Raw genomic sequence first — 22,995 nt, forward strand, 5'->3', positions numbered from 1 at the left:
GTCTGTGAGCATTCCGAATGTCCTGGCCACCCGGTACGCCAGCGCGGAAATGGTCGCGATCTGGTCGCCGCAGGCCAAGGTCGTCGCCGAGCGCCGGCTGTGGCTCGCGGTGCTGCGCGCGCAGGCGGAGCTTGGGGTGGACGTTCCGCAGGACGCCATCGCCGACTACGAGCGGGTGCTCGAGGACGTCGATTTGTCCTCGATCGCCGAGCGCGAGCGGGCGCTGCGCCACGACGTGAAAGCCCGCATCGAGGAGTTCAACGCGCTGGCCGGGCACGAGCACGTGCACAAGGGCATGACCAGCCGCGACCTGACCGAGAACGTGGAGCAGCTGCAGATCCGGCGATCCCTGGAAGTGGTCTTCTCCCATGGGATCGCGGTGGCGGCGCGGCTTGCCGAGCGCGCGGTGGAATACCGCGACCTGGTGATGGCCGGGCGCAGCCACAACGTCGCCGCGCAGGCCACCACGTTGGGCAAGCGGTTCGCGTCCGCCGCGCAGGAGACGCTGATCGCGCTGACCCGGCTGCGCGAGTTGATCGACCGCTACCCCCTGCGCGGGATCAAGGGCCCGATGGGCACGGCCCAGGACATGCTGGACCTGCTGGACGCGAACCCGGCCAAGCTGACCGAACTCGAGCGACGCGTGGCCGAATTCCTCGGCTTCGCAACCGTTTTGACCAGCGTCGGGCAGGTCTACCCCCGTTCGCTCGACCACGACGTGCTGTCCGCTCTGGTGCAGCTGGGTGCGGGCCCGTCGTCGCTGGCCCACACCATCCGGCTGATGGCCGGGCACGAGCTCGTCACCGAGGGATTCGCCCCCGGCCAGGTCGGCTCGTCGGCGATGCCGCACAAGATGAACACCCGCAGCTGCGAACGGGTCAACGGGTTGCAGGTGGTGCTGCGCGGTTACGCCTCGATGGCCGCCGAGCTGGCGGGCGCGCAGTGGAACGAGGGGGACGTGTTCTGCTCGGTGGTGCGCCGGGTTGCGTTGCCTGACAGCTTCTTCGCCGTCGACGGGCAAATCGAGACGTTCCTGACGGTGCTCGACGAATTCGGCGCCTACCCCGCGGTGATCGCCCGCGAGCTGGATCGCTACCTGCCGTTCCTGGCCACGACCAAGGTGCTGATCGCCGCGGTCCGGGCCGGAATGGGCCGCGAGGCCGCGCACCACGTGATCCGCGAACACGCTGTCGCCACGGCCCTGGCCATGCGCGAGCGCGGCGCGGAACCCGACCTGCTGGATCGGTTGGCCGCCGACGAGCGGCTGCCGCTGGACCGGTCCGCGCTCGATGCCGCGCTCGCCGACAAGGAGGCGTTCGTCGGTGCGGCCGGTGACCAGGTGGACGAGGTGGCGGCGATGGTCGACGCATTGGTGAGCCGCTATCCGGACGCCGCCAAGTACGCGCCGGGCGCGATCCTGTGACTCTCGCCGGGGCGCTCGCGGGGATCGACTTCACCGATCTCGACAACTTCGCCAACGGTTTTCCCCACGAGCTGTTCGCCATCCACCGGCGCGAAGCGCCCGTGTACTGGCACGAGCCGACCGACAACACCCCCGACGGCGAGGGCTTCTGGTCGGTCGCCACGCATGCGGAAACGCTTGAGGTGCTGAAGGATCCGGCGACCTACTCGTCGGTCACCGGCGGCGGGCGGCCATACGGAGGCACGCTGCTGCAGGACCTGGCCATCGCCGGCCAGGTACTGAACATGATGGATGACCCGCGTCACTCGCAGATCCGGCGACTTGTCAGCTCGGGGCTGACGCCGCGGATGATCCGGCTGGTGGAAGACGATCTGCGGGCACGGGCGCGCCGGCTGCTCGATGCCGTGGTGCCCGGCGAACCGTTCGACTTCCTGGTTGACATCGCCGCAGAGCTGCCGATGCAGATGATCTGCATCCTGCTGGGAGTGCCCGAGTCCGAACGGCATTGGCTGTTCGAGGCCATCGAGCCGCAGTTCGACTTCGGCGGTTCGCGCAAGGCCTCGCTTTCTCAGCTGTCGGTAGAAGAGGCCGGGTCGCGGATGTACGACTATGGCCGGCAGCTGATCGCATCGAAGCGGGCGGAGCCGACCGAGGACATGCTGTCGGTCGTCGCGAACGCGATGGTCGACGATGCGGATGCGCCATCGCTATCGGATCTCGAGCTGTACCTGTTCTTCAGCCTGCTCTTCAGCGCCGGCGCCGAGACGACGCGCAACGCGGTCGCCGGCGGGCTGCTGGCGCTGGCCGACCATCCGGAGCAACTGCGGGCGCTGCGTGGGGATCTCGACACGCTGCCGACCGCCGTCGAGGAGATCGTGCGGTGGACGTCGCCGTCACCGTCCAAGCGCCGCACCGCCACCCGCGACGTCACGCTCGGCGGACAGCCGATCCTGGCGGGGCAGAAGGTTCAGATCTGGGAGGGTTCGGCGAATCGCGACGCCGACGTATTCGAGCGCGCCGACGAATTCGACATCACCCGAAAGCCGAACCCACACTTGGGATTCGGGCAGGGTGTCCACTATTGCCTGGGCGCCAACCTGGCCCGTCTCGAACTGCGGGTGCTCTACGAGGAGCTGTTTTCACGGTTCGGGGCGGTACGGGTGGTGCGGCCGGTGGAATGGGCTCGCAGCAATCGGCATACCGGCATCCGGCACCTGGTGGTGGAACTCTCCGAGGAGCGGTGAGGATCGGACCCGCCGATGTCGAGCCGACACCGGACGTCTTCGCAGCCGTGATGGCAACCGGCATCCTGTCGATCGCCGCGCGCGACCACGGCTATGGCCGGATCAGTGACACGCTGGGCGTCGTCGCGACCGCCGGCCTGGCCGTCCTGACGCTCCTGGTGGTCGCAACGGTGCTTGGCAGGCGTCGCACCTCGCGCTGGGACGCGACGGACCCGGATGTCACCCTTCGGTTGTTCACCTTCGTCGCCGCCTGCGCGGTCATCGACACCCGGCTGCAGTCCAACGTGTGGGTGCTGCGGACGCTCGGCGCGGTTGGGCTGTGCTCGTGGCTGGCGCTGATCGCGCTCAGTTCGCGGAACATGTTGACGCGCCGATGGGCGACGCTGCGCGACCATGCCCATGGGGCGTGGGAACTGGGCAGCGTCGGAACCTCTGGGCTGGCGATCGTGATCGCCCGGGCGGCGTACCACACCGGACATCGCTGGTGGGTGGCCGTTGCCGTGGCCGTGTGGGTGATCGCCATCCTCATCTACGCGCTGATGACCTGGCTGATCCTCTGGCGGGTGGTCAGCGAAAGGCAGGACCGGGACGGATTCGAGCCGGACAGCTGGATCCTGATGGGCGGCATGGCGATTGCGACGCTGGCCGGTGACAGCATTCATCCCCTGGCTCCGGCCTGGCTGGCCGGGCCGGTCCGCACGGTCACCGTCGTGACGTGGTTGGCGGCCACCTTGTGGATACCGCCACTGATCTACTTCGGCCTGCACCGGATCAGCCGCCGTCCCAATATGCTGCGGTTCGCCGGCGTGTGGTGGGCTTTCGTCTTTCCGCTTGGTATGTATTCCGCGGCCAGTTACGCCATGGCGGCCGAGACCGGCCACCCATCCCTGCTGACGGTTTCGCTGGTGTTCTTCTGGGATGCGTTGGCGGCGTGGCTCATTGTCCTCGTCGCGGGGCTGCTGCTCTTCGGTCGCGCGCTGCTAAGCGCGGCGGATCGAGATGCCGGCCGCCCGTAGTTCGAGCGCCGCCAGGGCCCGGATGGTGAGCGGATCTTCCCGGCGCCACCCGCCGACCGGATCCACGCTGATGGCGGCGAGCTGCCGCGGCGCCCGGTTCGTCAGGGCCCGCAGGGCCAGCAGTTGCTCACCGGCCGGGGTCGCTGCCAGGGCGCTCACCGTCAGCTTGCGTCGAAAGAACCGCAGCCGCAGCAAGAGCCACGGCACGTCCGCCACCAGGATCGGGACCGCGACGACGGCCATCGCGAGCAGGATCGCCAGCCAGCTCGCGGTGGAGTCCAGGTCGTGACCGGCGCCGGCAAGATCCAGGGCCGCCTGGCTCGCGGAGTTCAGCGGCTTGCTGATCGCGTCGCCCACCAGGGGGATGTGCTGGGTGTCGTGACCGGCCGACGCCAGATTGCCGGCGAGGCCGTGCGCCCCGCTCTCGACCTGCCGGCCGGCCTCGGCGATCGTGGACACGGCGTCATAGACGGCCAGCCCGACCAGTAGCCAGAGCGCCGTCCACATGATGACGGCGAAATCGCTCAGCAGCTGGGCCATCAGTCGGCCGGGCCGGGTGGAGTAGGGCAGCAACCGCGGTGTCATACTCCCGATCCCAGCACAGCTCCCGACGGATGTGCCCTTCTGAGGTGCCGGATAGGCTGACCCGATGCGACCTGCACTGTCCGACTACCAGCACCTGGCCAGCGGCAAGGTACGCGAGATCTATCGTGTCGACGACGAACACCTGCTGCTGGTCGCGACCGACCGGATCTCGGCGTACGACTACGTCCTCGACAGCACGATCCCGGACAAGGGCCGCATCCTGACCGCGATGAGCGTCTTCTTCTTCGGTCTGGTCGACGCGCCCAACCATCTGGCCGGTCCGCCGGACGACCCACGCATCCCGGACGAGGTCCTCGGCCGTGGGCTGGTGGTGCGGCGGCTGGACATGCTCCCGGTGGAGTGCGTCGCGCGCGGTTATCTCACCGGGTCGGGATTGCTGGATTACCAGGCGACCGGGAAGGTCTGCGGCATCGCCCTGCCGCCCGGCCTGGTCGAGGCGAGTAAGTTCGCCGAACCGCTGTTCACTCCGGCCACCAAGGCCGCGCTGGGGGATCACGACGAGAACATCTCGTTCGACACGGTAATCGAGTTGGTGGGTGCGGTGCGTGCCAACCAGCTGCGCGACCGCACGCTGCAGACCTACGTTCAGGCCGCAGACCACGCCCTGACGAAGGGAATCATCATCGCCGACACCAAGTTTGAGTTCGGCACCGACCGCGATGGCAACCTGCTGCTGGCCGACGAGATCTTCACGCCCGACTCGTCGCGATACTGGCCGGCCGAGGATTACCGGGTGGGGGTGGTGCAGACGAGTTTCGATAAACAGTTCGTCCGTAACTGGCTCACCAGCCCCGAGTCCGGCTGGGATCGCCACGGCTCGCAGCCGCCACCGCCGCTGCCCGAGCACATCATCGATGTCACGCGGGACCGTTATATCGATGCCTACGAACGCATTTCCGGCCTGAGCTTCGGTGACTGGATCGGCGCATGACCGAAGCGCGCGCCGATGCAGCGCCCCGCGGGCGGGAAGTGCTTCCAGTGCCACCCGTCGCCAAGCGGCACGACACCAGACGCGAGCATCACGGCGACGTCTTCGTCGACCCCTACGAATGGCTGCGCGACAAGTCCGACCCCGAAGTCATCGCCTACCTCGAGGCGGAAAACGGCTACGTCGACCAGATGACGGCCGATCTCGAGCCGTTGCGGCAGAAGATCTTCGATGAGATCAAGGCGCGTACCAAGGAGACCGACCTGTCGGTGCCGACGCGGCAGGGCGACTGGTGGTATTACGCTCGCACTTTCGAAGGAAAGCAGTACCGGGTCCAATGCCGTTGCCCGATAGCCGGTCCCGATGACTGGGATCCGCCGGCCTTGGAGGAGGACACCGAGATTCCCGGCGAGCAGGTCCTGCTCGACTCCAACGCCGAGGCGCATGGCCATGAGTTCTTCGCACTCGGTGCCGCCACCGTCAGCCTCGATGGGAACCTGCTGGCGTATTCGGTCGACGTCGTCGGCGACGAACGCTACACGCTGCGGTTCAAGGACCTGCGCACCGGCGAGCTGTATCGCGACGAGATCCCCGACATCGGGGCGGGAGCGACATGGGCGGCCGACAACCGCACCGTCTACTACCTGACCCTGGATGCTGCCCACCGCCCCGACAAGGTCTGGCGCTACCGCGTTGGCTCCGGTGAGCCGGCGGAGCTGGTGTATCACGAGGCCGACGAACGGTTTTGGCTTGGCGTGGGGCTGACCCGCAGCGAGGCCTACATCTTCATCGCATCGGGCTCGTCCATCACCTCCGAGTACCGGTATGCCGATGCCGCCGATCCGCATGCCCGGTTCACCGTGGTGCTGCCACGGCGCGAGGGCGTCGAGTACTCGGTCGAGCACGCGGTGGTCGGCGGGCAGGACAGGTTCCTGATCCTGCACAACCAGGGCGCGGTGAACTTCATGCTGGCCGAGGCGCCGGTCGACGACCCGACCCGGCAGCGAACGCTGATCGGCCACCGCGACGATGTGCGGCTCGACGGGGTGGATGCCTTCGCCGGCCATCTGGTGGTCAGCTACCGGCGAGAGGCGCTGCCGCGGCTGCAGGTATGGGACATCGAACCCGAGGGCCGATTCGGTGAACCCGAGGAGATCGCGTTCGACTCCGAGTTGATGTCGGCCGGTACGGCCGGCAACCCGAGCTGGGATGCGCCCAAGCTGCGGATCAGGGCGGGGTCGTTGGTCGTTCCGGCGCGGGTGTACGACGTCGACTTCGCCACCGGCGAACGTACCTTGCTGCGCGAGCAACCCGTGCTCGGTGGTTACCGCATCGCCGACTACGTGGAGCGGCGTGACTGGGCGCTTGCCGACGACGGCGCCCGAATCCCGGTGTCCATCGTGCACCGCGCCGGCATCGAATCTCCGGCGCTGGCCTTGCTTTACGGATACGGCGCCTACGAGATGTGCATCGATCCCAGCTTTTCCATCGCACGGTTGTCGCTGCTGGACCGCGGCATGGTGTTCGCCATCGCCCATGTCCGCGGTGGCGGTGAGATGGGTCGGCCGTGGTACGAACACGGCAAGCTGCTGGAGAAGAAGAACACCTTCACCGACTTCGTCGCGGTGGCAAGGCACTTGGTCGACACGGGGGTCACGAGGCCCCAGCAACTGGTGGCGTTGGGCGGCAGCGCGGGCGGCCTGCTGATGGGGGCGGTCGCCAACCTGGCGCCGGATCTGTTCGCCGGGATCCTCGCGCAGGTCCCATTCGTCGACCCGCTGACCACCATCCTGGATCCCTCGTTGCCGCTGACCGTCACCGAATGGGACGAATGGGGAAACCCGTTGCAGGACAAGGACGTCTACGTCTACATGAAGTCCTATTCGCCTTATGAGAATGTCGAGACCAAGCGATATCCGGCCATTCTGGCGATGACTTCGCTGAACGACACCAGGGTCTACTACGTCGAGCCCGCCAAGTGGGTGGCGGCGTTGCGGCACGCCAACGGCAACGGCAGTCCGGTCCTGCTGAAGACCCAGATGAACGCCGGGCACGGCGGAGTCAGTGGTCGCTACAAGGCGTGGCAGGAAACCGCATTCCAGTACGCCTGGCTGCTAGCCGTCGCCTCCGGTCACCGCGATGGCGGCTGACACGGCGATTGCGGGGCTCACTCGCCGGCTACGTGGGCCGGCACCTTCTTCGGCAAGAACCACGCCGGGATCATCGTCAACGCGACTAGCACGACAGCCAGCACGTAGACCACCGTGTACGCGTGGGAGAGGCTGTTCATGAGGTTGCTCGCGAAATCCGGGCTGGTCGTTAGCCGTGGAATGGCGGACGGATCGACCGGCTGCCCGCGCCTGGCGGCCTCACCTTGCAGCTCCGCCAACTTGTTGGCGCTGGCGATGTACGCGTTGTGGTTGAACTGATTGGTCAAGATCACCGCCATCAGGGCGGCTCCGATCGAGCCACCTATCTGTTGGTTGACGCTCATCAGCGTCGTCCCGCGGGCGATCTGCTGCGGCGCCAGGGATTGCATGAGCACCGCATTGAGCGGCGTCGTGGTGAAGCCGATGCCCAGGCCCATGACCGTCAACCCGGCCAGCAGCGTCGGTTGGTAGGCGGCCTGCCTGGCCACTCCGAAGGTGAATATGCCGAGGCCCGCGGCCATCAGCGCGAGGCCGACCACGACGATCTTGCCCGGCCCCCGTCGGTCCACGTAGGCCCCGCCGAGCGGCATGGTCACCAGGGCACCGACCCCTACCGGCACCATGTGCAGACCGGCCTGCATCGGGGTCTCGTGGAGCACCACCTGGAAATAGCTCGGGACCAGCAGCCCGGCGCCCACGAAGGCGACGGCGAACACCAGCAACGTCACATTGACCTCTGTGACCACCCGGTTTCGGAAAAGCCTCAGGTCGATCAGCGGATGATCCGCGCGATACCAGGCATGCCAGACGAACGCGACGATCAAGCCCAGCCCGAGGAGCGCCGGTATCAACACGTAGCGGTCGGCCACAGTGCCGCGGCCCGGGATGGACGACACGCCGATCAGGAACGCGGCCACGCCGGGCGACAGCAGCAGCACCCCGACGAAGTCGAAGGCCTCCGACGGGGACGAGCGGTCTTTGGCGAACATGATCGCCGCGAGAGTGAACGCGACGAGCCCGACCGGCAGGTTCACCAAAAAGATCCATTTCCAGCCGTACGTATCGATCAGCCAGCCGCCCAGAATCGGGCCACCGATAGGGCCGAGCAGAATCGGAAGGCCACCGATCGCCATCAGCCGACCGACGCGCTTCGGTCCGGCCTCGCGCGTCAAGATCACAAAGCTCAGCGGTAACAGCATGCCGCCGCCGATACCTTGGACCACGCGAAAGATGATGAGGGTCAGAATATTTGGTGCCAACGCGCACAGGAGCGAGCCCAGCGTGAACAGCAAGACCGAACCCATGAACAGCCGTTTGGTGCCGAAGCGGTCGGCTGCCCAACCCGTTACCGGGATCACCGTCGCAAAAGCGAGCATGTAGCCGGCGATTGTCCAGGAGACGATGGCCTGGGTGGAGCCGAATTGCGCGAGGAACGTGGGCTGCGCGACGAGCACGACGGTGTTGTCGAGGATCGCCATGATGCAGGCCAGCCCGCACACCCCGGCGATGCGGAGCAGCGCAGCGTCCAGTTTGTCGGGAGACTCGCGTCTGTCCGTGTCCGCTCGCGCGGTTGAACCGGGGTGGCCCGCGGCATCGGAAGGGGCGGAATAGGCCTTCTGCATCGTGCTGCCGAGCATATCGAGTCCCATACCCGTCCGCGGAACCTTTTAGCCGTTTGATTACACCGGCGCCTTTTTCTCGCTGGCCAGGCCGGTGACCGGTGGTCGCACGCTAAACGGCCGTCCGTCCAGATCCGGTACTGGAACGCCTTGACGCTGCCGTGCTGACGGAGCTATTCACCCACTGTTTGGCTCGCCGGCTTTTTCGGCAGAAACGACGCCGGAATGATCGTCGACACCACCAAAACCACCGCGATCACAAACACCGCCGTATAGGCGTGGGACAGGTCGTGCACCACGTTGGTCCAAAAACCGGTGCTCAGCGCCTGCCGCGGTATCGCGGACTGGTCGACCGGGACCCCGGTGACGGCTGCTTGCTGCCGCAACGCCGCGAGCTTGTTCGCGGCGACGATATTTTCACTTCGGTTGAACTGGTTGGTCAGGATCATCGACATCAGCGCGGTGCCCATCGACCCGCCGACCTGGTGGCTGACGCTCATCAGCGTCGTGCCCCGGGCGATCTGATGCGGGGCCAGCGCCTGCACAGACGCGACGGACAGCGGCATCATGGTGCATCCCATGCCGAGGCCCATGATCGTCAGGCCGATCAGCAAAGTGGGCAGGTAGTCGGCCTGCCGGGCGACGCCGAAGGCGAAGGTGCCCAGCCCGGCGGTGATCACCGCGATGCCGATCAGCAGGATCTTGCCGGGCCCCTGCCGGTCCACCAACGGCCCGGTCAGCCGCATGGTCAGCATGGCGCCCAGCCCCTGAGGAATCATGCGCAAACCCGCCTGCAAGGGGGTTTGGTGCAGCACCTGCTGGAAGTAGCTGGGCAGCAGTAGGCCGGCACCGAAGAAGGCGGTGGCGAATACCAGCATCGTCACGTTGGCATGGGTGAGTACCGGGTTGCGAAACAGCCGCAGATCGATCAGCGGGTGATCGGCGCGGCGCCAGGCATGCGCGACGAACGCCGCGATCAGCGTCAGGCCGATGGCCGCCGGTATCACGACGTGGCGGTCGGCGACGGTGCCGCAGCGCGGGATCGATGAGACCGCGAACAGAAACGTGGCCAGGCCCGGCGAGAGCAGCAGCACGCCGACGAGGTCGAAGGTCTCCGACCGCGCCGCGTGGTCCCTGGGAAAGATGATCGCCGCGAGCGCCATGGTGAGGAGCCCGATCGGCAGGTTGATCAGGAAGATCCATCGCCAACTGGAGGTGTCGATGAGCCAGCCGCCCAGGATCGGGCCACCGATCGGGGCGAGCAGCATCGGGATGCTCAAGATCGACATCAAGCGTCCGAGCCGTCGTGGCCCCGCTTCCCTTGTCAAGATCATGAAGCTCAGGGGCAGCAGCATGCCGCCGCCGGCGCCTTGAGCCACTCGAAAGACGATGAGCTGCAAGATGTTTGCGGCCACCGCGCACAGTACGGAGCCCAGCGTGAAGGCGAGCACGGAGCCGATGAAAAGTCGCTTGGTGCCGAACCGGTCGGCCGCCCACCCGGTGATCGGTATCACGGTCGCCAACGCCAGCGTGTAGCCGGTCATCGTCCAGGCGACGACGGCCTGTGAGGACGTGAATTGGTCGATGAAGGTGCGCTGCGCGACGCTGACGACGGTGACGTCCACGATCGCCATCACGGTCGCCAGGATGCAGACGGCGGAAATCCGCAACAGGCCGGCGTCCAGTTTGTCCGGGTAGTCCCGCTCACCCGCGCCCGGCTGCGGGGCGGGATCGTAGGGTAGCGGGGTGTCGGCCGCTGCGTACGGGGCCTGATCCATGGCGTTGCTTAGCATATCGAACCGATCGGCCCCGGCGTCGCCCGCAAGCCCACTGCCGCGAGCCGCGCATGGGCGGGACCTGCGGAAGCGTGGTTTCGATATACGCCTGGCGTCTGCGTGTCCTTCACCATTCCGACACCTGAGATCGTCAAACTGCGGGTGTGGCTGGAAAATTGATCGTCTCGGTCTCGGGGATCGGGGAACGTACCCTGCCCGACGTGGAGGCGTTCTGCGCGCAAATGGATGCCCGCAACGTGCCGGTGTCGCTATTGGTGGCACCCCGCCTCAGTGGTGACTACCGACTCGACCGCGACCCCAGCACGGTCGAATGGCTGACCACCCGGCGTTCCGGCGGCGACGCCATCGTGCTGCACGGCTATGACGACGCGGCCACGAAAAAGCGCCGCGGTGAGTTCGCCATTCTTCGGGCCCACGAGGCCAACCTGCGGCTGATGGCCGCCGACCGGGTGCTCGAGCATCTCGGCTTGCGCACCCGGCTTTTTGCCGCGCCTGGCTGGGTGGTGTCTCCGGGCGTCGTCAAGGCATTGCCCGACAACGGTTTTCGGATGCTCGCGGACCTGCACGGCATCACCGACCTGGTCCGGCACGCCACCGTGCGCTCCCGCGTGCTGGGCATCGGCGAAGGCTTTCTCACCGAACCGTGGTGGTGCCGGATGGTGGTGCTGTCCGCCGAGCGAATCGCCCGCCGCGGCGGCGTGGTACGGGTCGCCGTCGCCGCTCGTCATCTCCGTAAGCCGGGCCCGCTGCAGGCGATGGTGGACGCCGTCGACCTGTCGTTGATGCACGGCTGCGAACCGACGGTCTACCGCTGGCGGCGCGACAAAGCGATCCTCGACGCGGCCTGACCGAGCGCCGCCTCGACCAGCCCGGCTCGGGCGCTACCCTGGTCCGACATGAGCGACTCTTCGGCCGCGGCGTTCGGTGCCGACGCCATCATCGTCGGGGCCGGACTCGCAGGGTTGGTGGCCGCGTGCGAGTTGGTGGACCGGGGCCTGCGGGTGGTGATCGTCGACCAGGAGAGCAGCGCCAACCTCGGCGGGCAGGCCTTCTGGTCCTTCGGCGGCCTGTTCTTCGTCGACAGCCCCGAGCAGCGCCGGCTGGGGATTCGCGACAGCCACGAACTCGCCCTGCAGGACTGGCTCGGCACGGCGGCGTTCGACCGCCCGGAAGACTACTGGCCACGCCAATGGGCGCACGCCTATGTCGATTTCGCGGCGGGGGAGAAACGCCGGTGGCTGCGTGACCGCGGCCTCAAGATTTTTCCGCTGGTGGGCTGGGCCGAACGTGGTGGGTATGACGCGCAGGGGCACGGCAATTCGGTGCCCCGCTTCCACATCACCTGGGGCACCGGGCCCGCCCTGGTTGAGACCTTCGCCCGCCAGCTTCGGGACCGCTCGACCGTGCGCTTCGCGCACCGCCACCAGGTCGACGAGTTGATCGTCGAAGGCGGTGCGGTGACCGGCGTTCGGGGCACGGTGCTGGAGCCCTCGGCCGCACCGCGGGGCGTGGCGTCGTCACGAACGCCGGTGGGGCAATTCGAGTTCCGGGCGGCAGCGGTGATCGTCACCAGCGGCGGCATCGGGGGCAACCACGAGCTGGTGCGCAAGAACTGGCCGAAGCGGATGGGCCGGATACCCGAGCAGTTGCTCAGCGGGGTGCCGGCTCACGTGGACGGCCGGATGATCGGCATCTCCCAGCGGGCCGGTGCGCGGGTGATCAACCCCGACCGGATGTGGCATTACACCGAGGGCATCACCAACTACGACCCGATCTGGCCGCTGCACGGGATCCGCATCATTCCGGGGCCGTCGTCGCTGTGGCTCGACGCGGCCGGCAAGCGGTTGCCGGTGCCGCTTTACCCCGGTTTCGACACTTTGGGGACGCTGGAATACATCACCAAGTCCGGGTATGACTACACCTGGTTTGTGTTGAACGCCAAGATCATCGAGAAGGAATTCGCACTCTCGGGGCAGGAGCAGAATCCCGATCTGACCGGGCAGAGTCTGCTCGAGCTAGTTCGAAACCGGGCGCGATCCGGGCCGCCCGGACCGGTACAGGCATTCGTCGACCGGGGAGTCGACTTCGTCAGCGCATACACGTTGCGGGAGTTGGTGACCGCGATGAACAAGCTACCCGGCGTCGCGCCGCTGGACTACGCCACGGTGGAGGCCGAGGTGACCGCCCGCGACCGCGAGGTTGCCAACAAGTTCAGCAAGGACGGCCAGATCACCGCGATCCGCGCCGCGCGCGGCTACCTGGGCGACCGGCTGGGCCGGGTGGTGGCCCCGCACCGGCTGACCGATCCGAAGGCCGGGCCGATGATCGCGGTCAAGCTGCACATCCTGACGCGAAAGACGTTGGGCGGCATAGAAACCGATCTCGCGGCCCGCGTGCTGAAAGCCGACGGCACACCTCTGAACGGGCTGTACGCCGCTGGGGAGGTGGCCGGGTTCGGTGGGGGTGGCGTGCACGGTTATCGCGCGCTGGAAGGCACGTTCCTGGGTGGTTGCATCTTCTCGGGGCGCGCCGCAGGCCGCGGCGTCGCCGACGACATCGCCTAGCCTGACTGGGCGCCCTAGAAGGCGACCGCGTCCTCCTCGGGCAATACCTGGAAGTCGGTCGTGGTCATCTCGGTCAGCCGGCCGTAGTAGATGCCCCGCGCGTCCGGGGCGATGATGCCTTGATGAATGGGTACGGCACGCGCCGGTGCCACCGCGCGCAGGTAGTCGACGGCTTCGGAGATCTTCATCCATGGGGCGGCCGCGGGCGTCGCCAACACGTCTACCGGCTCGTCGGGCACGAACAGCGCGTCACCGGGGTGCATCAGCCGGGCGCGGTGATCACCATCGCCGACAAGGAACGAAATGTTTTCTATCACAGGGATTTCCGGGTGGATGACGGCATGTTTGCCGCCGACAGCACGCACCGTCAGCTCGCCGATCCGTAGCTCGTCGCCGACGTGCACCGCCTGGCACGGCGCGCCCAGCTGAGCCGTGGTCTGCGGATCGGCGTACAACGCGGCGTCCGGGTTGCCCTCCAGCAGCGCGGGCAGGCGGGTGACGTCGACGTGGTCGGGGTGCTGGTGGGTGATCAGAATGGCCGATAACCCCGTTATGCCCTCAAATCCGTGCGCAAAGGTTCCAGGGTCGAAGAGCACGCGGGTGTGGTCGAATTCCGCGAGTAGACAGGAATGGCCGAAATGCGTCAGTTGCATGATTACGATTGTGCTCTGACGGGGGTGATGCCGATGCGGGTGATCCTGGCGACCATGATCGTGGTCGGTGGCCTCGCGGTGGCCTTCATCGTCGTAGTGCCCGCACATGCCGAGCCGCAGGCGTGCCCGCCCGTATGCGACCAGATTCCCGATTCCGCGTGGATCCAGCGCCGCGCCGTACCGCTGGACCCGGTCTACGGCTGGCCCGCCCTGGCGGGGCTGGCGGCGCAGGTGACCGGCGCGACGCCCGGCCCCCGCTTCCGGTTCGAGGAGCTGTGTGCCACGCCCCCGATACCCCGGGACCCGCGCGACTCGGCGGTCGCGGCACGCGCCACAGTGACCCACCCGGACGGGCAGTGGCAGCTGCAGGCTCAGGTCCTGCACTGGCGCGGCGACACGGCCAACGGTGGCGCTATCGCGGCGTCGGTGTTCAGCAACGCCGTTGCCGCGCTGCGCTCCTGTCAGCAGCGGGTGCCGGCGCAATCACCGTCGATCACCAGCGACGAAACCACCCGGATGGCCGCGGTGATCAGCGGACCGGCGGTCATGCACACCTACCTGGTCGCCCACCCGGCCAGCAGCACGATCAGCGAGCTCACCCTCTGGTCGTCGGGCCCGCCGCAGGTCCCGTGGCCGTCGATGCCCGACGACCCGGTGCTGAACGCCATGACCGCTCCCCTGTGTGAGGCCTACATTGCCTCGTGCCCGTAACGGTCGAGCTGCTCCTTCGCCGGTAGAGTTGGCGCCGAAACAGACCTGAGGAGGAGCGCCGGTGGGCCGGGTAGTCGTTCATGTGATGCCCAAAGCGGAGATTCTCGACCCGCAGGGTCAGGCGATTGTCGGCGCGCTCGGCCGGCTGGGTCATGCCGGGATCTCAGATGTCAGGCAGGGCAAGCGATTCGAGCTGGAGGTGGACGACACGGTCGACGACTCGGCGCTTGCCGAGATCGCGGAAACGTTGTTGGCCAACACCGTGATCGAAGACTGGACGATCAGCCGGGAGGCCCGGTGACGGCGCGAATCGGCATCATCACCTTCCCCGGGACCCTGGACGACGTCGACGCCGCCCGGGCCGCGCGCCGGGTCGGCGCCGAAGCGGTCAGCCTGTGGCACGCTGACGCCGACCTCAAGGGCGTCGACGCCGTGGTGGTGCCCGGCGGTTTCTCCTATGGCGACTACCTGCGGGCCGGGGCGATCGCCCGGTTCGCCCCGGTGATGGGCGAGGTGGGGGCCGCCGCGCAGCGCGGCGTGCCGGTGTTGGGCATTTGCAACGGTTTTCAGGTGCTCTGCGAGGCCGGTCTGCTTCCCGGGGCGTTGACCCGCAACAGCGGTTTGCATTTCGTCTGCCGGGATGTGTGGCTGCGGGTGGCGTCGATCTCGACGGCCTGGACGTCGCGTTTCGAGTGGGGCGCTGAGCTGCTGGTGCCGCTGAAGTCGGGCGAGGGCCGCTACGTGGCCCCCGACGATGTGCTCGACGAGCTGGAGGGGGAGGGCCGGGTGGTGTTCCGCTACCTCGACAATCCCAACGGCTCGCTGCACGACATCGCCGGCATCAGCTCCGCCAACGGCCGCGTCGTCGGGCTGATGCCGCATCCCGAGCACGCCATCGAAGCGTTGACGGGGCCCTCCGACGACGGCTTGGGCCTGTTCTATTCGGCGCTGGACGCGGTGCTTTCGGTCTGAACGGAAATCGCCGCGCTGGGCGGGCGTGAGTCGAGTTCGGTTCAGCCGGCGTCGCGCAGCAACGGGTGCGCCGTCGGCCATTGCGTGGCCGGGCTCAACGCGTCGAACAGGTCGGTCGCGTCCGCGACGGTGCCGTCGACGAAGGCGGCGAATTCCTCAAAGGAGACGCCGGGTCGGATCCAGCGTGACCTGCGCGCCACCACGCCGATCCGCTGTGGGTCGGACGAGCCGTGCACGATCGCGGTGACTTCGTGCTCCGCGTGGTTCCACGTGTCGGAGAAGTGCACCAGCCAGGGGCGCTCGCCGGCGGGGAAGAAGCAGGCGGGAGTCACCCGAACGATCAGCACATCGCCGTGCGCGGGCGAGATCTCGAGATGGACGTGCAGGCGCCCCGAAGTACACGCACGCGCGCCGGTGACGAAGAAGTATTCGCCGTCGTGATGGCCGCGGAAGTAGCGTCGCCCACGCGTGCGCAGGTAACGTTCGACCAGGTTCGCGCACATCAGCTCGTTCGCCATGAAATCATGCTGCGGCCAGTGGCTTTGCGAATGCTGGGAGACAAGCCATGAGCCCGCGAAGAAACTGTTGAGAATTTGCTGAGCGGCCGGATCCGCTCAGCGCCGTCGTCAAGGTTCGGTGTCCGGCCGCCGCTCCACGATCCCGGCGCCCGGCCCCGGCATGGTCCGTGGCAGCGTCACTGAGAATCGGTACCGCTCGGGGCGGTAATGAAACTCCACGACTTCGAGCGGCTTGTCGTCCCGTCCGTAGCTGATCCGTTCGAGCACGAGCACGGGGGAGCCCAACGGCAGATTCAACGCGCCGGCCACCTCGACGGAGGCGCCCGCCGCATGGATCTCATAGGTGGCCCGGGCGATGGGGATGCCCAGCCGCCGCTCCCACATCGTGTAGGTGCTTTCCATCGCCCGCTCGGGTTGCGCGTCCGAGACGCTCGCCAGCAGCGGCTCAACGGCCCTCCCCAGCCCCGGCGGTAGATACGCGATCATCAGCGCCAGGGGCGCGTCCCCGTCCCGGAAACGTCGCTGGATGCACAGAACTTTGGGCAAGCCCAGCGTTTCGGCGACCCGCTGTGGGGGCTCCTCGACGCGGTGCGACAGGACGTCGACGTGGGGGGTGATCCCCGAACTCGCCAAGACTTCGGTGATCGTGCGCACGCCGGAGCCCAGTTCCTGCCGCACTGGGTTGGTCACGAAGGTCCCCAGGCCTTGGCGTCTGACCAGCCAGCCCTGGCGCTCGAGCAGTCCGACCGCCGCGCGCACGGTTACCCGGCTCAGACCGGACCGATCGATCAACTCGCGTTCGCTGGGCAGGCGTCCGCCGCGGGGCACGCGCTGCTTGATGATCGCGGCCTTGAGCGCCTCGGCGAGCTGGGTGCTCGCGGGTACGCTGCCGCGCCGAACTCGCAGATCGGCGGACTCGAGGTCGAGCGACCGGCTGGTCATAAGACGTATTAAAACGTCTGGTAAGCGGAGGGTAAAGACCGGTCACCGTCCGGCTGCTGTACCGAGTCCCGATTAGGCTGGTGCTGAACGATTTTCGCGTCACCTCAGGAGGTCCGGACGTGGGATTCGCGGTGGAAGGGATCGACCACGTCGTGCTGAATTGCAGCGACGTCGAGGCAACCGCGGCCTGGTATGAGCGGGTGCTCGGGATGCGCCGGGAGACGTTCGGTCCGTCCGCGCGGATCGCGCTGCGCTTCGGGGAGCAGAAACTCAACCTGCGGCCCCTCGGGGCGCTGGCCGGCGATCCCGACTGGGTCACCGGGTCGGTCGAGGCCGCCGGCTCCGCGGACTTGTGCTTCATCACGCGCAGCAGCCCCGACGACGTGCGCGCTCACCTCGTCGAGTGTGGTGTGGAGGTCGTCGCGGGTCCGGTGACCCGGACCGGCGCACTCGGCCCGATGACGTCGCACTACTGCCGCGACGTCGACGGGAACCTCGTCGAAATCGCCGTCTACGGAACGGTCTAGGGATCAGAGCGGGTAGAGCGCCGGCAGGTTCACCACGACCGCCTCCTGGGTGCTGCGCGCGATGACGACCTCCGCCGGGCTGGTCGGGTCGGGATTTTCCTCGCGGTGCGGCAGATACGGCGGGATGAACACGTAGTCCCCGGGTGAGGTCGAGATACGCACCTCTCCGGTGCCGTCGTGGAAGACGAATTCCGGGTGACCACTGCGCACGTAGATGGCGGTTTCCGAGTCGCCGTGATGATGGTTGGACGAGACGGTCGACGGCATTGCGTGCGTCTCACCCATCCAGAGCTTTTCGGCGCCGACCGACGTGCCGCTGAGCGCGGCGAAGCGACGAAGCCCGTCCGATTGCGCGGTGTCGGAGCTGATGTCCGACGCTTTGATGTGGTGCACCCGGTTGCCGGTGGCTTCCGGCGCCTTCTCGTCGAAGTCCGGGTGGAATCCGTCTGCGGTGGCCATGGGTCAATTATGGTCCGACGCATCCCGATACGCCTCGAGAAGCCGCAGCCACAGCTCGCTGACCGTCGGGAAGCAGGGCACGGCGTGCCACAGCCGGTCGATGGGCACCTGGCCGGCGACGGCGATCGTGGCGGAGTGAAGCATTTCGGTGACCCCGGGTCCAACCAGCGTGACCCCGAGCAGGTGCTCGCGATCGAGATCGACCACCATCCGCGCCCGGCCTGTGTACCCATCGGCGTAGAGCTTGGCCCCCGTCACAGCGTCGCCGACTTCGATGTCGACCGTGCGCACCCGGTGCCCGGCCCGCTGCGCCTGCTGGGCCGTCAGGCCGACCGCGGCGGCTTCGGGATCGGTGAAGAACGCCTGCGGGACGGCGTAATGGTCAGCCGTGGTGGCATGCCGTCCCCAGGGTGCGGTGTCCAACGGGGCGCCCACCGCACGAGCTGCGATGGCCGCGCCGGCGATACGGCCCTGGTACTTGCCCTGATGGGTTAGCAGGGCCCGGTGATTGACGTCGCCTGCCGCATAGAGCCAGCCGTCCTCGATCGCTCGCACGCGGCAGGTGTCGTCAACGCCGAGCCATGCGCCCGGTGTCAACCCGACGGTCTCCAGGCCGATGTCGTCGGTGAGCGGCGCGCGGCCCGTCGCGAAAAGCACTTCCTCAGCTGATAACTCGGATCCGTCGTCCAATTCGAGTTTTACCTGCCCGTCATCGGCCCGGCGCAGCGCGCGGACCGATACCCCGACGCGCACCTCCACGCCCGCCTCGGTGAGTCCGCGTTCGATCAGCTCGCCCACGAAGGGTTCCATTCGGGGTAGCAGGCCGGATCCACGCGCGAGCAGAGTCACCCGCGACCCCAATCCTTGCCAGGCGGTCGCCATTTCGACGCCCACGCCACCGGCACCCACCACGGCGAGTCGCTCGGGGACGGAGCTGTGGTCGGTGGCTTGGCGGTTGGTCCACGGGTGGGCTTCGTCGATGCCGGGCAGGTCGGGGAGAGCGGGCTGGCTTCCAGTGCAGACCACGACCGCGTGTCGCGCGGTCAACACCGACGTCTCACCGCTGGAGGCGGTGACGGCGACTCGTCGGGCACCGTCCAGCCGGCCGTGGCCGCGTACCAGGGTGGCGCCGATCCCCTTCACCCAGTCGGCCTGCCCGCTGTCGTCCCAGTCGCTGACGTAGCGGTCGCGGCGGCCGAAGGCTCCCGCGGCGCTGATGGGGCCGGCGACGGCTTCCCGCGCCCCGTCGACCCGGCGGGCGTCGGAGACGGCAATCACCGGACGCAGCAGAGCCTTGCTGGGTACGCAGGCCCAATACGAGCATTCGCCACCGACAAGTTCGCGCTCGATCATCGCGACGCTCAGGCCGCCCGCCCGGGCGCCTTCCGCGACGTTCTGCCCGATCGGCCCGGCGCCGAGCACGATGACGTCGTAGTCCCGTTCCTTGTCGACCGCCATGGGCAATGACCTTTCTGTGGTGTCCGTCAGTTGGCTGTGAGCTTCTCGGCCAGCTGGCATAAGTCGCTCGCTATGAGGTTCGGCTGGGGCAGCCCCTCGACCGGTAGCGGTGGATTGCCTGGGCGTGTGATGAGCGCCGCGCTGAAGCCGACGTTTTGCGCCCCGAGCGTGTCCCACACGTGCGCGGCCACCATCATGCAGTCGGTCGGCGCGACCCCGAGCGTTTCGCACACATATCGGTACACGGCGGGCGCCGGCTTGAAGGCGCGACAACCGTCGACGCTCAATTGGTGTTCGAAGAAATCGGCCAGCCCGGAACTCTGCAAGGCCGTCGGCCCGTCCGGGTTGGGCGGTGAATTGGTCAACGTAACCAGGCGAAAACCATTGTCTCGCAACCTGGTCAGCCCCTCGGGTACCTCCGGGTATGCCGGCATGGTGAGAAGACCTGTCTTCAGGCGGTGCAGGTCATCGTCGGAGACGCGGACGTCGTGAATATCGCCGACCATACGCAGCACGCCTTGTGCGAGCGTGGAGAAGTTCACGTAATTGTCCGCCAGTGTCGCGGACATCGAGTACATGACCAGCTGGGCGAACCACTCGCGGAGCACCCTTTCATCGCCGAACAACTCGGTGAAAAGCGGTGCGAGGGAGTCGATGTCGATCAACGTCTCGTTGACGTCGAAAACCAGGACGGGCGGTGTGGGCATGGCTAGGGCTCGGCCTTCTTGAGAGTGGGAACGTCGGGCCTTGGATACCCGACCAAACACAGGCAAATCAATGCCATTCCGCGGACGGCCACCAAAGTGCGATCACCTCGGCCGTCTTCCGCACGGCCACTACGCCTCCTCAGACCCAGCCCGCGGGATCGCAAGTTCGACGGACCTCTCGCGAACGATCCCGGACGGTCGTTGCTCACTGCATCACAACGACCATCTTCCCGCCGGCCTCTCCCGCTTCCATCACGCGGTGCGCCTCACGTATCTGGTCGAAAGAGAAGACGCGAGACGGCTTGGCCTCCAGCGTGCCCTCTGCGACCTGCCGCGCGATGTCTTGCAGCGGAACGTCCGACAGCGGAAAGCCGGGAGCCCCAAAGACGAAGCTGCCGAAGAAGTTCCAGTTGACACCGCTCGCCATGCGCAACAGCGGGTTGAAATCCCCGATGGGTTCAAGCCCGCCCAGCCATCCCGCCAGGCATGCCGTACCGCCGCGGCGCAGCATGTCCAGGGAGTCCAGAATGGTGCCGTTGCCGACCAGGTCCAGGACGGTGTCCACCCGCTTCGCCTCGGGGAGATGGTCGGCCAGGTCGCGCCGCTCCAATTCGACGCGGGAGGCGCCCAGCTCTTCCAGCTTGGAGAACCGGCCCTGGCTTCGCGCGGTGGCGATGACGCGCGCACCGGCGGCGACGGCCAGCTTGAGCGCGGCCTGCCCGAGCGATGAGGTCGCGCCGCGCAGCACCAGGGTTTGTCCGGCCTGCAGATTGAGGTTGCGGAAGAGGCATGTCCACGCGACCGCGTAGGTCTCGGGTAACGCCGCCAAATCCGCCCAGGGCAGCCCGGATTCGATGAGGGTGACGTTGGCTGCGCGCACACGCGTGTACTGCGCGTAGCTGCCGTTGATGGTACGGCCCAGACCCCCCATCAATGCCGCCACCTTGGCGCCCACGGGGAATTCACCGCCAGGACACGAGTCGACGACGCCGACGCATTCGATGCCGCTGACTTCCGCGGCTTCCGCCCATTCGCCCCGGCGCATATGCATCTCGGCGTGGTTGACGCCGAACGCCTTGACCTCGATGACCACTTCGCCGTCTCTGGGCAGCGGCTTGGGGATGTCGGTGTAGACCAGTTTGTCGAGGCCGCCGAATCCCTTCAGAACGATCGCTCGCATGGTTTCGTCCCCTGCTTGTTCGCGCACCACTACCGGCGCGGTGGGCAGCTGGGACGCTTCGGTGGTCGACATTTGCCGCTCCTCCCGAATGCTCAGTGGGCATTCATGTCTGGATATGCCGAACGGAGCCGGAGAGCTTCCCGCCCGTAATGGGTCGGCTAACCCAATTATTATGGGCTACCTATCCCAATCTGTCCAGATGGGGCGGTGAAGCTATTTGGCCCGGTACGGGCCGCGGCGTCGCGCCGGGGTTGATCGGCTCTTACGCGCGTGCGGCGTGAATGTGCGAACGTAGTCGACGGCGGCATTGACTGCGGTCCGCAACGGTTCCGCATCCCCGGTGGCGTATGTCAACATCGCTCCGCCCTGGTGCGCGACCACCAGCGATACCGCCAGGTGACGCGGGTCGGCATCGGGGCGCAGCTCGCCGCGACGGCGCATGGCGGCAAGGCCGGTCTCAAAAAGCTCGATCCACTGGTCATAGCCGGCGGAGAGATCGTCGTGTACTTCGTCGTCGGCGTCGATCAATTCCCCCGCCAAAGAGCCGTAGACGCAACCTCCCAAGCGGTATACGGCGTCGATGTCCGCGACGCAGGCATCGGCCCACGCCTGCAGGGCGTCGAGGGTGTCCAGGTCGCCCAGTGGTGGCGCAGTGTGGAAGGCCCGTACGTCCTCGCGGCGGGCGGCGATCACCTGACGGGTCAGCTCGCGCTTGTCGTGGAAGTAATGCGCGATCTGCGAGCCGCCGACCCCGGCCGCTCGGCGCACCTGTTCGATGCTGGTGCCGGCGACGCCGCGCTCGAACATGAGGCGCGCGGCGACCTCGATGACGCGCGCGCGTGTCGCCTGCCCCTTGCGGGTGAAACGTGTTGAGCTGTCATCAGTTAGGGCGCGGGTCTTGCGCAGGCGCCGAGGGCGCCGCGCGGGCCGGGCAACCCGCTCGCCGGGATCGGTGGCGAAGCTGCGCAGGTGGTTGATCGCGAAGCGGACGGCATCGGCGTGCGGCCATTCCGCGCGGTAGGTGAAGGCCAAGGTGCCACCACCCTGATGGGCGGCGACGATTACGATCGCCAGCGCTCGCGAGTCGGCGTCAGCGACGACGATGCCGCCGTCTTTCATTCGCTGGATCGCCGTTTCGAGCAGGTCGATCCACTGCCAATAGCCGGCTCCCAGCGTTGCGCGTGTCGCGTCGTCGGACTTCACCAGCTGTGCGGCAAGCGCGTGATAGGTGGGCGTGCCGAAATATCCGATGCGCCTGAGGTATCGCATATTGAGGTCTATCCACCGTTCGAAGTCGGCGAACGAAGCCAGACCACCGAGCTTGGGCTGCCGGTGGAAGTCGAGAACCACGCCGATCTGACGCCGGATGACCGCGCGGATGAGGGCGTTCTTGTCGGCGAAATAATGGGCGAGCTGCGAACCGCTGACGGACGCCGCCCTGCGTACGTTCTCCATGTTCGACGCGGAGAGTCCTTCGGTGACGATCAGTCGGGCGGCCGCTTCCACGATGCGGTCCCGGGTG

General features: G+C 67.3%; 22 protein-coding genes. 11 read left to right on the plus strand and 11 right to left on the minus strand.

What is annotated here, in order from left to right; genetic code table 11:
* Positions 1-4 precede the first annotated feature (4 nt).
* Genes purB through C1737_RS22650 form a run of 3 tightly spaced genes read left to right on the plus strand, consistent with a single transcriptional unit; the run spans position 5 to position 3,683 of the window.
* Positions 5-1,423 (plus strand): adenylosuccinate lyase, encoded by a 1,419-nt coding sequence (gene purB / locus C1737_RS22640; protein WP_102419508.1) that lies wholly within the window; start codon positions 5-7, stop codon positions 1,421-1,423.
* Entirely contained in the window at positions 1,420-2,667 is a 1,248-nt protein-coding gene (locus C1737_RS22645; protein WP_102419509.1) for a cytochrome P450, read from the plus strand. The genes purB and C1737_RS22645 overlap by 4 nt, the downstream gene beginning before the upstream one ends.
* Positions 2,664-3,683 carry a tellurite resistance/C4-dicarboxylate transporter family protein gene (locus tag C1737_RS22650; RefSeq protein ID WP_102419510.1) on the plus strand — a complete coding sequence of 340 codons (1,020 nt, stop codon included), beginning with the start codon at positions 2,664-2,666 and terminating at the stop codon, positions 3,681-3,683. The genes C1737_RS22645 and C1737_RS22650 overlap by 4 nt, the downstream gene beginning before the upstream one ends.
* Here the strand turns inward: C1737_RS22650 and C1737_RS22655 are convergent.
* The gene (locus tag C1737_RS22655; protein ID WP_067918836.1) at positions 3,648-4,268 is read right to left on the minus strand and encodes a hypothetical protein; all 621 of its coding nucleotides are present in this window, start codon (positions 4,266-4,268) and stop codon (positions 3,648-3,650) included. The two genes, C1737_RS22650 and C1737_RS22655, sit on opposite strands and share 36 nt — an antisense overlap.
* 64 nt (positions 4,269-4,332) lie before the next feature.
* Between C1737_RS22655 and C1737_RS22660 the strand changes: the two genes are divergently transcribed.
* Together C1737_RS22660 and C1737_RS22665 are read left to right on the plus strand one after the other, a co-directional pair.
* Positions 4,333-5,220, plus strand: coding sequence for a phosphoribosylaminoimidazolesuccinocarboxamide synthase (locus tag C1737_RS22660; protein ID WP_067918834.1), 888 nt, complete (start codon positions 4,333-4,335; stop codon positions 5,218-5,220).
* Positions 5,217-7,367, plus strand: coding sequence for a S9 family peptidase (locus tag C1737_RS22665; RefSeq protein ID WP_102419511.1), 2,151 nt, complete (start codon positions 5,217-5,219; stop codon positions 7,365-7,367). The genes C1737_RS22660 and C1737_RS22665 overlap by 4 nt, the downstream gene beginning before the upstream one ends.
* A gap of 17 nt (positions 7,368-7,384) precedes the next feature.
* Here C1737_RS22665 and C1737_RS22670 read toward each other — a convergent pair whose 3' ends face one another.
* Together C1737_RS22670 and C1737_RS22675 are read right to left on the minus strand one after the other, a co-directional pair.
* Complete coding sequence (locus tag C1737_RS22670) at positions 7,385-9,004, minus strand: DHA2 family efflux MFS transporter permease subunit (RefSeq protein WP_067918849.1); 1,620 nt, start codon at positions 9,002-9,004, stop codon at positions 7,385-7,387.
* Positions 9,005-9,159: 155 nt separating this feature from the next.
* Complete coding sequence (locus tag C1737_RS22675) at positions 9,160-10,779, minus strand: DHA2 family efflux MFS transporter permease subunit (RefSeq protein ID WP_067918830.1); 1,620 nt, start codon at positions 10,777-10,779, stop codon at positions 9,160-9,162.
* A 146-nt stretch (positions 10,780-10,925) separates the two neighbouring features.
* Here C1737_RS22675 and C1737_RS22680 point away from each other — a divergent pair, with 146 nt between their 5' ends.
* Both C1737_RS22680 and C1737_RS22685 read left to right on the plus strand, forming a co-directional pair.
* Positions 10,926-11,630, plus strand: a complete 705-nt coding sequence (locus C1737_RS22680; RefSeq protein ID WP_067918828.1) for a DUF2334 domain-containing protein — start codon at positions 10,926-10,928, stop codon at positions 11,628-11,630.
* Positions 11,631-11,678: 48 nt separating this feature from the next.
* The gene (locus tag C1737_RS22685; RefSeq protein WP_068091502.1) at positions 11,679-13,346 is read left to right on the plus strand and encodes an FAD-binding dehydrogenase; all 1,668 of its coding nucleotides are present in this window, start codon (positions 11,679-11,681) and stop codon (positions 13,344-13,346) included.
* Between the two features lie 14 nt (positions 13,347-13,360).
* Here the strand turns inward: C1737_RS22685 and C1737_RS22690 are convergent, their stop codons facing one another.
* Positions 13,361-13,999: an MBL fold metallo-hydrolase gene (locus tag C1737_RS22690; RefSeq protein ID WP_067918824.1), complete on the minus strand. Its 639-nt coding sequence runs from the start codon at positions 13,997-13,999 to the stop codon at positions 13,361-13,363.
* On the opposite strand from C1737_RS22690, the gene C1737_RS22695 reads away from it, so the two are divergent.
* The 3 genes from C1737_RS22695 (at position 13,976) to purQ (ending at position 15,682) form a co-directional block, all read left to right on the plus strand.
* A complete protein-coding gene (locus tag C1737_RS22695; RefSeq protein WP_102419512.1) occupies positions 13,976-14,710 on the plus strand; it encodes an ATPase in 735 nt (244 codons plus the stop codon). The two genes, C1737_RS22690 and C1737_RS22695, sit on opposite strands and share 24 nt — an antisense overlap.
* Before the next feature lie 61 nt (positions 14,711-14,771).
* Positions 14,772-15,011: a phosphoribosylformylglycinamidine synthase subunit PurS gene (gene purS / locus C1737_RS22700; RefSeq protein WP_102419513.1), complete on the plus strand. Its 240-nt coding sequence runs from the start codon at positions 14,772-14,774 to the stop codon at positions 15,009-15,011.
* Positions 15,008-15,682, plus strand: a complete 675-nt coding sequence (gene purQ / locus C1737_RS22705; RefSeq protein ID WP_102419514.1) for a phosphoribosylformylglycinamidine synthase subunit PurQ — start codon at positions 15,008-15,010, stop codon at positions 15,680-15,682. Before purS ends, purQ begins: the two co-directional genes overlap by 4 nt.
* Before the next feature lie 41 nt (positions 15,683-15,723).
* Here the strand turns inward: purQ and C1737_RS22710 are convergent, their stop codons facing one another.
* Together C1737_RS22710 and C1737_RS22715 are read right to left on the minus strand one after the other, a co-directional pair.
* Positions 15,724-16,200 carry a hypothetical protein gene (locus C1737_RS22710; RefSeq protein WP_067921075.1) on the minus strand — a complete coding sequence of 159 codons (477 nt, stop codon included), beginning with the start codon at positions 16,198-16,200 and terminating at the stop codon, positions 15,724-15,726.
* Positions 16,201-16,308: 108 nt separating this feature from the next.
* Complete coding sequence (locus tag C1737_RS22715; protein WP_067921077.1) at positions 16,309-17,142, minus strand: GntR family transcriptional regulator; 834 nt, start codon at positions 17,140-17,142, stop codon at positions 16,309-16,311.
* 119 nt (positions 17,143-17,261) lie between these two features.
* Here C1737_RS22715 and C1737_RS22720 point away from each other — a divergent pair, with 119 nt between their 5' ends.
* Positions 17,262-17,669 (plus strand): VOC family protein, encoded by a 408-nt coding sequence (locus C1737_RS22720; RefSeq protein ID WP_067921079.1) that lies wholly within the window; start codon positions 17,262-17,264, stop codon positions 17,667-17,669.
* A 3-nt stretch (positions 17,670-17,672) separates the two neighbouring features.
* Here the strand turns inward: C1737_RS22720 and C1737_RS22725 are convergent, their stop codons facing one another.
* The 5 genes from C1737_RS22725 to C1737_RS22750 form a co-directional block, all read right to left on the minus strand.
* Positions 17,673-18,128 (minus strand): cupin domain-containing protein, encoded by a 456-nt coding sequence (locus C1737_RS22725; RefSeq protein ID WP_067921081.1) that lies wholly within the window; start codon positions 18,126-18,128, stop codon positions 17,673-17,675.
* 3 nt (positions 18,129-18,131) lie between these two features.
* A complete protein-coding gene (locus C1737_RS22730) occupies positions 18,132-19,586 on the minus strand; it encodes an NAD(P)/FAD-dependent oxidoreductase (RefSeq protein WP_102419515.1) in 1,455 nt (484 codons plus the stop codon).
* Positions 19,587-19,612: 26 nt separating this feature from the next.
* Positions 19,613-20,293, minus strand: coding sequence for a haloacid dehalogenase type II (locus C1737_RS22735; RefSeq protein WP_102419516.1), 681 nt, complete (start codon positions 20,291-20,293; stop codon positions 19,613-19,615).
* A 205-nt stretch (positions 20,294-20,498) separates the two neighbouring features.
* Positions 20,499-21,545 carry a zinc-binding dehydrogenase gene (locus tag C1737_RS22745; protein ID WP_199182915.1) on the minus strand — a complete coding sequence of 349 codons (1,047 nt, stop codon included), beginning with the start codon at positions 21,543-21,545 and terminating at the stop codon, positions 20,499-20,501.
* A gap of 141 nt (positions 21,546-21,686) precedes the next feature.
* Positions 21,687-22,979 (minus strand): TetR/AcrR family transcriptional regulator, encoded by a 1,293-nt coding sequence (locus tag C1737_RS22750; RefSeq protein WP_233214808.1) that lies wholly within the window; start codon positions 22,977-22,979, stop codon positions 21,687-21,689.
* Positions 22,980-22,995: the final 16 nt, after the last annotated feature.

The organism is Mycobacterium sp. 4858 (assembly GCF_900240975.1).
GTDB lineage: Bacteria > Actinomycetota > Actinomycetes > Mycobacteriales > Mycobacteriaceae > Mycobacterium.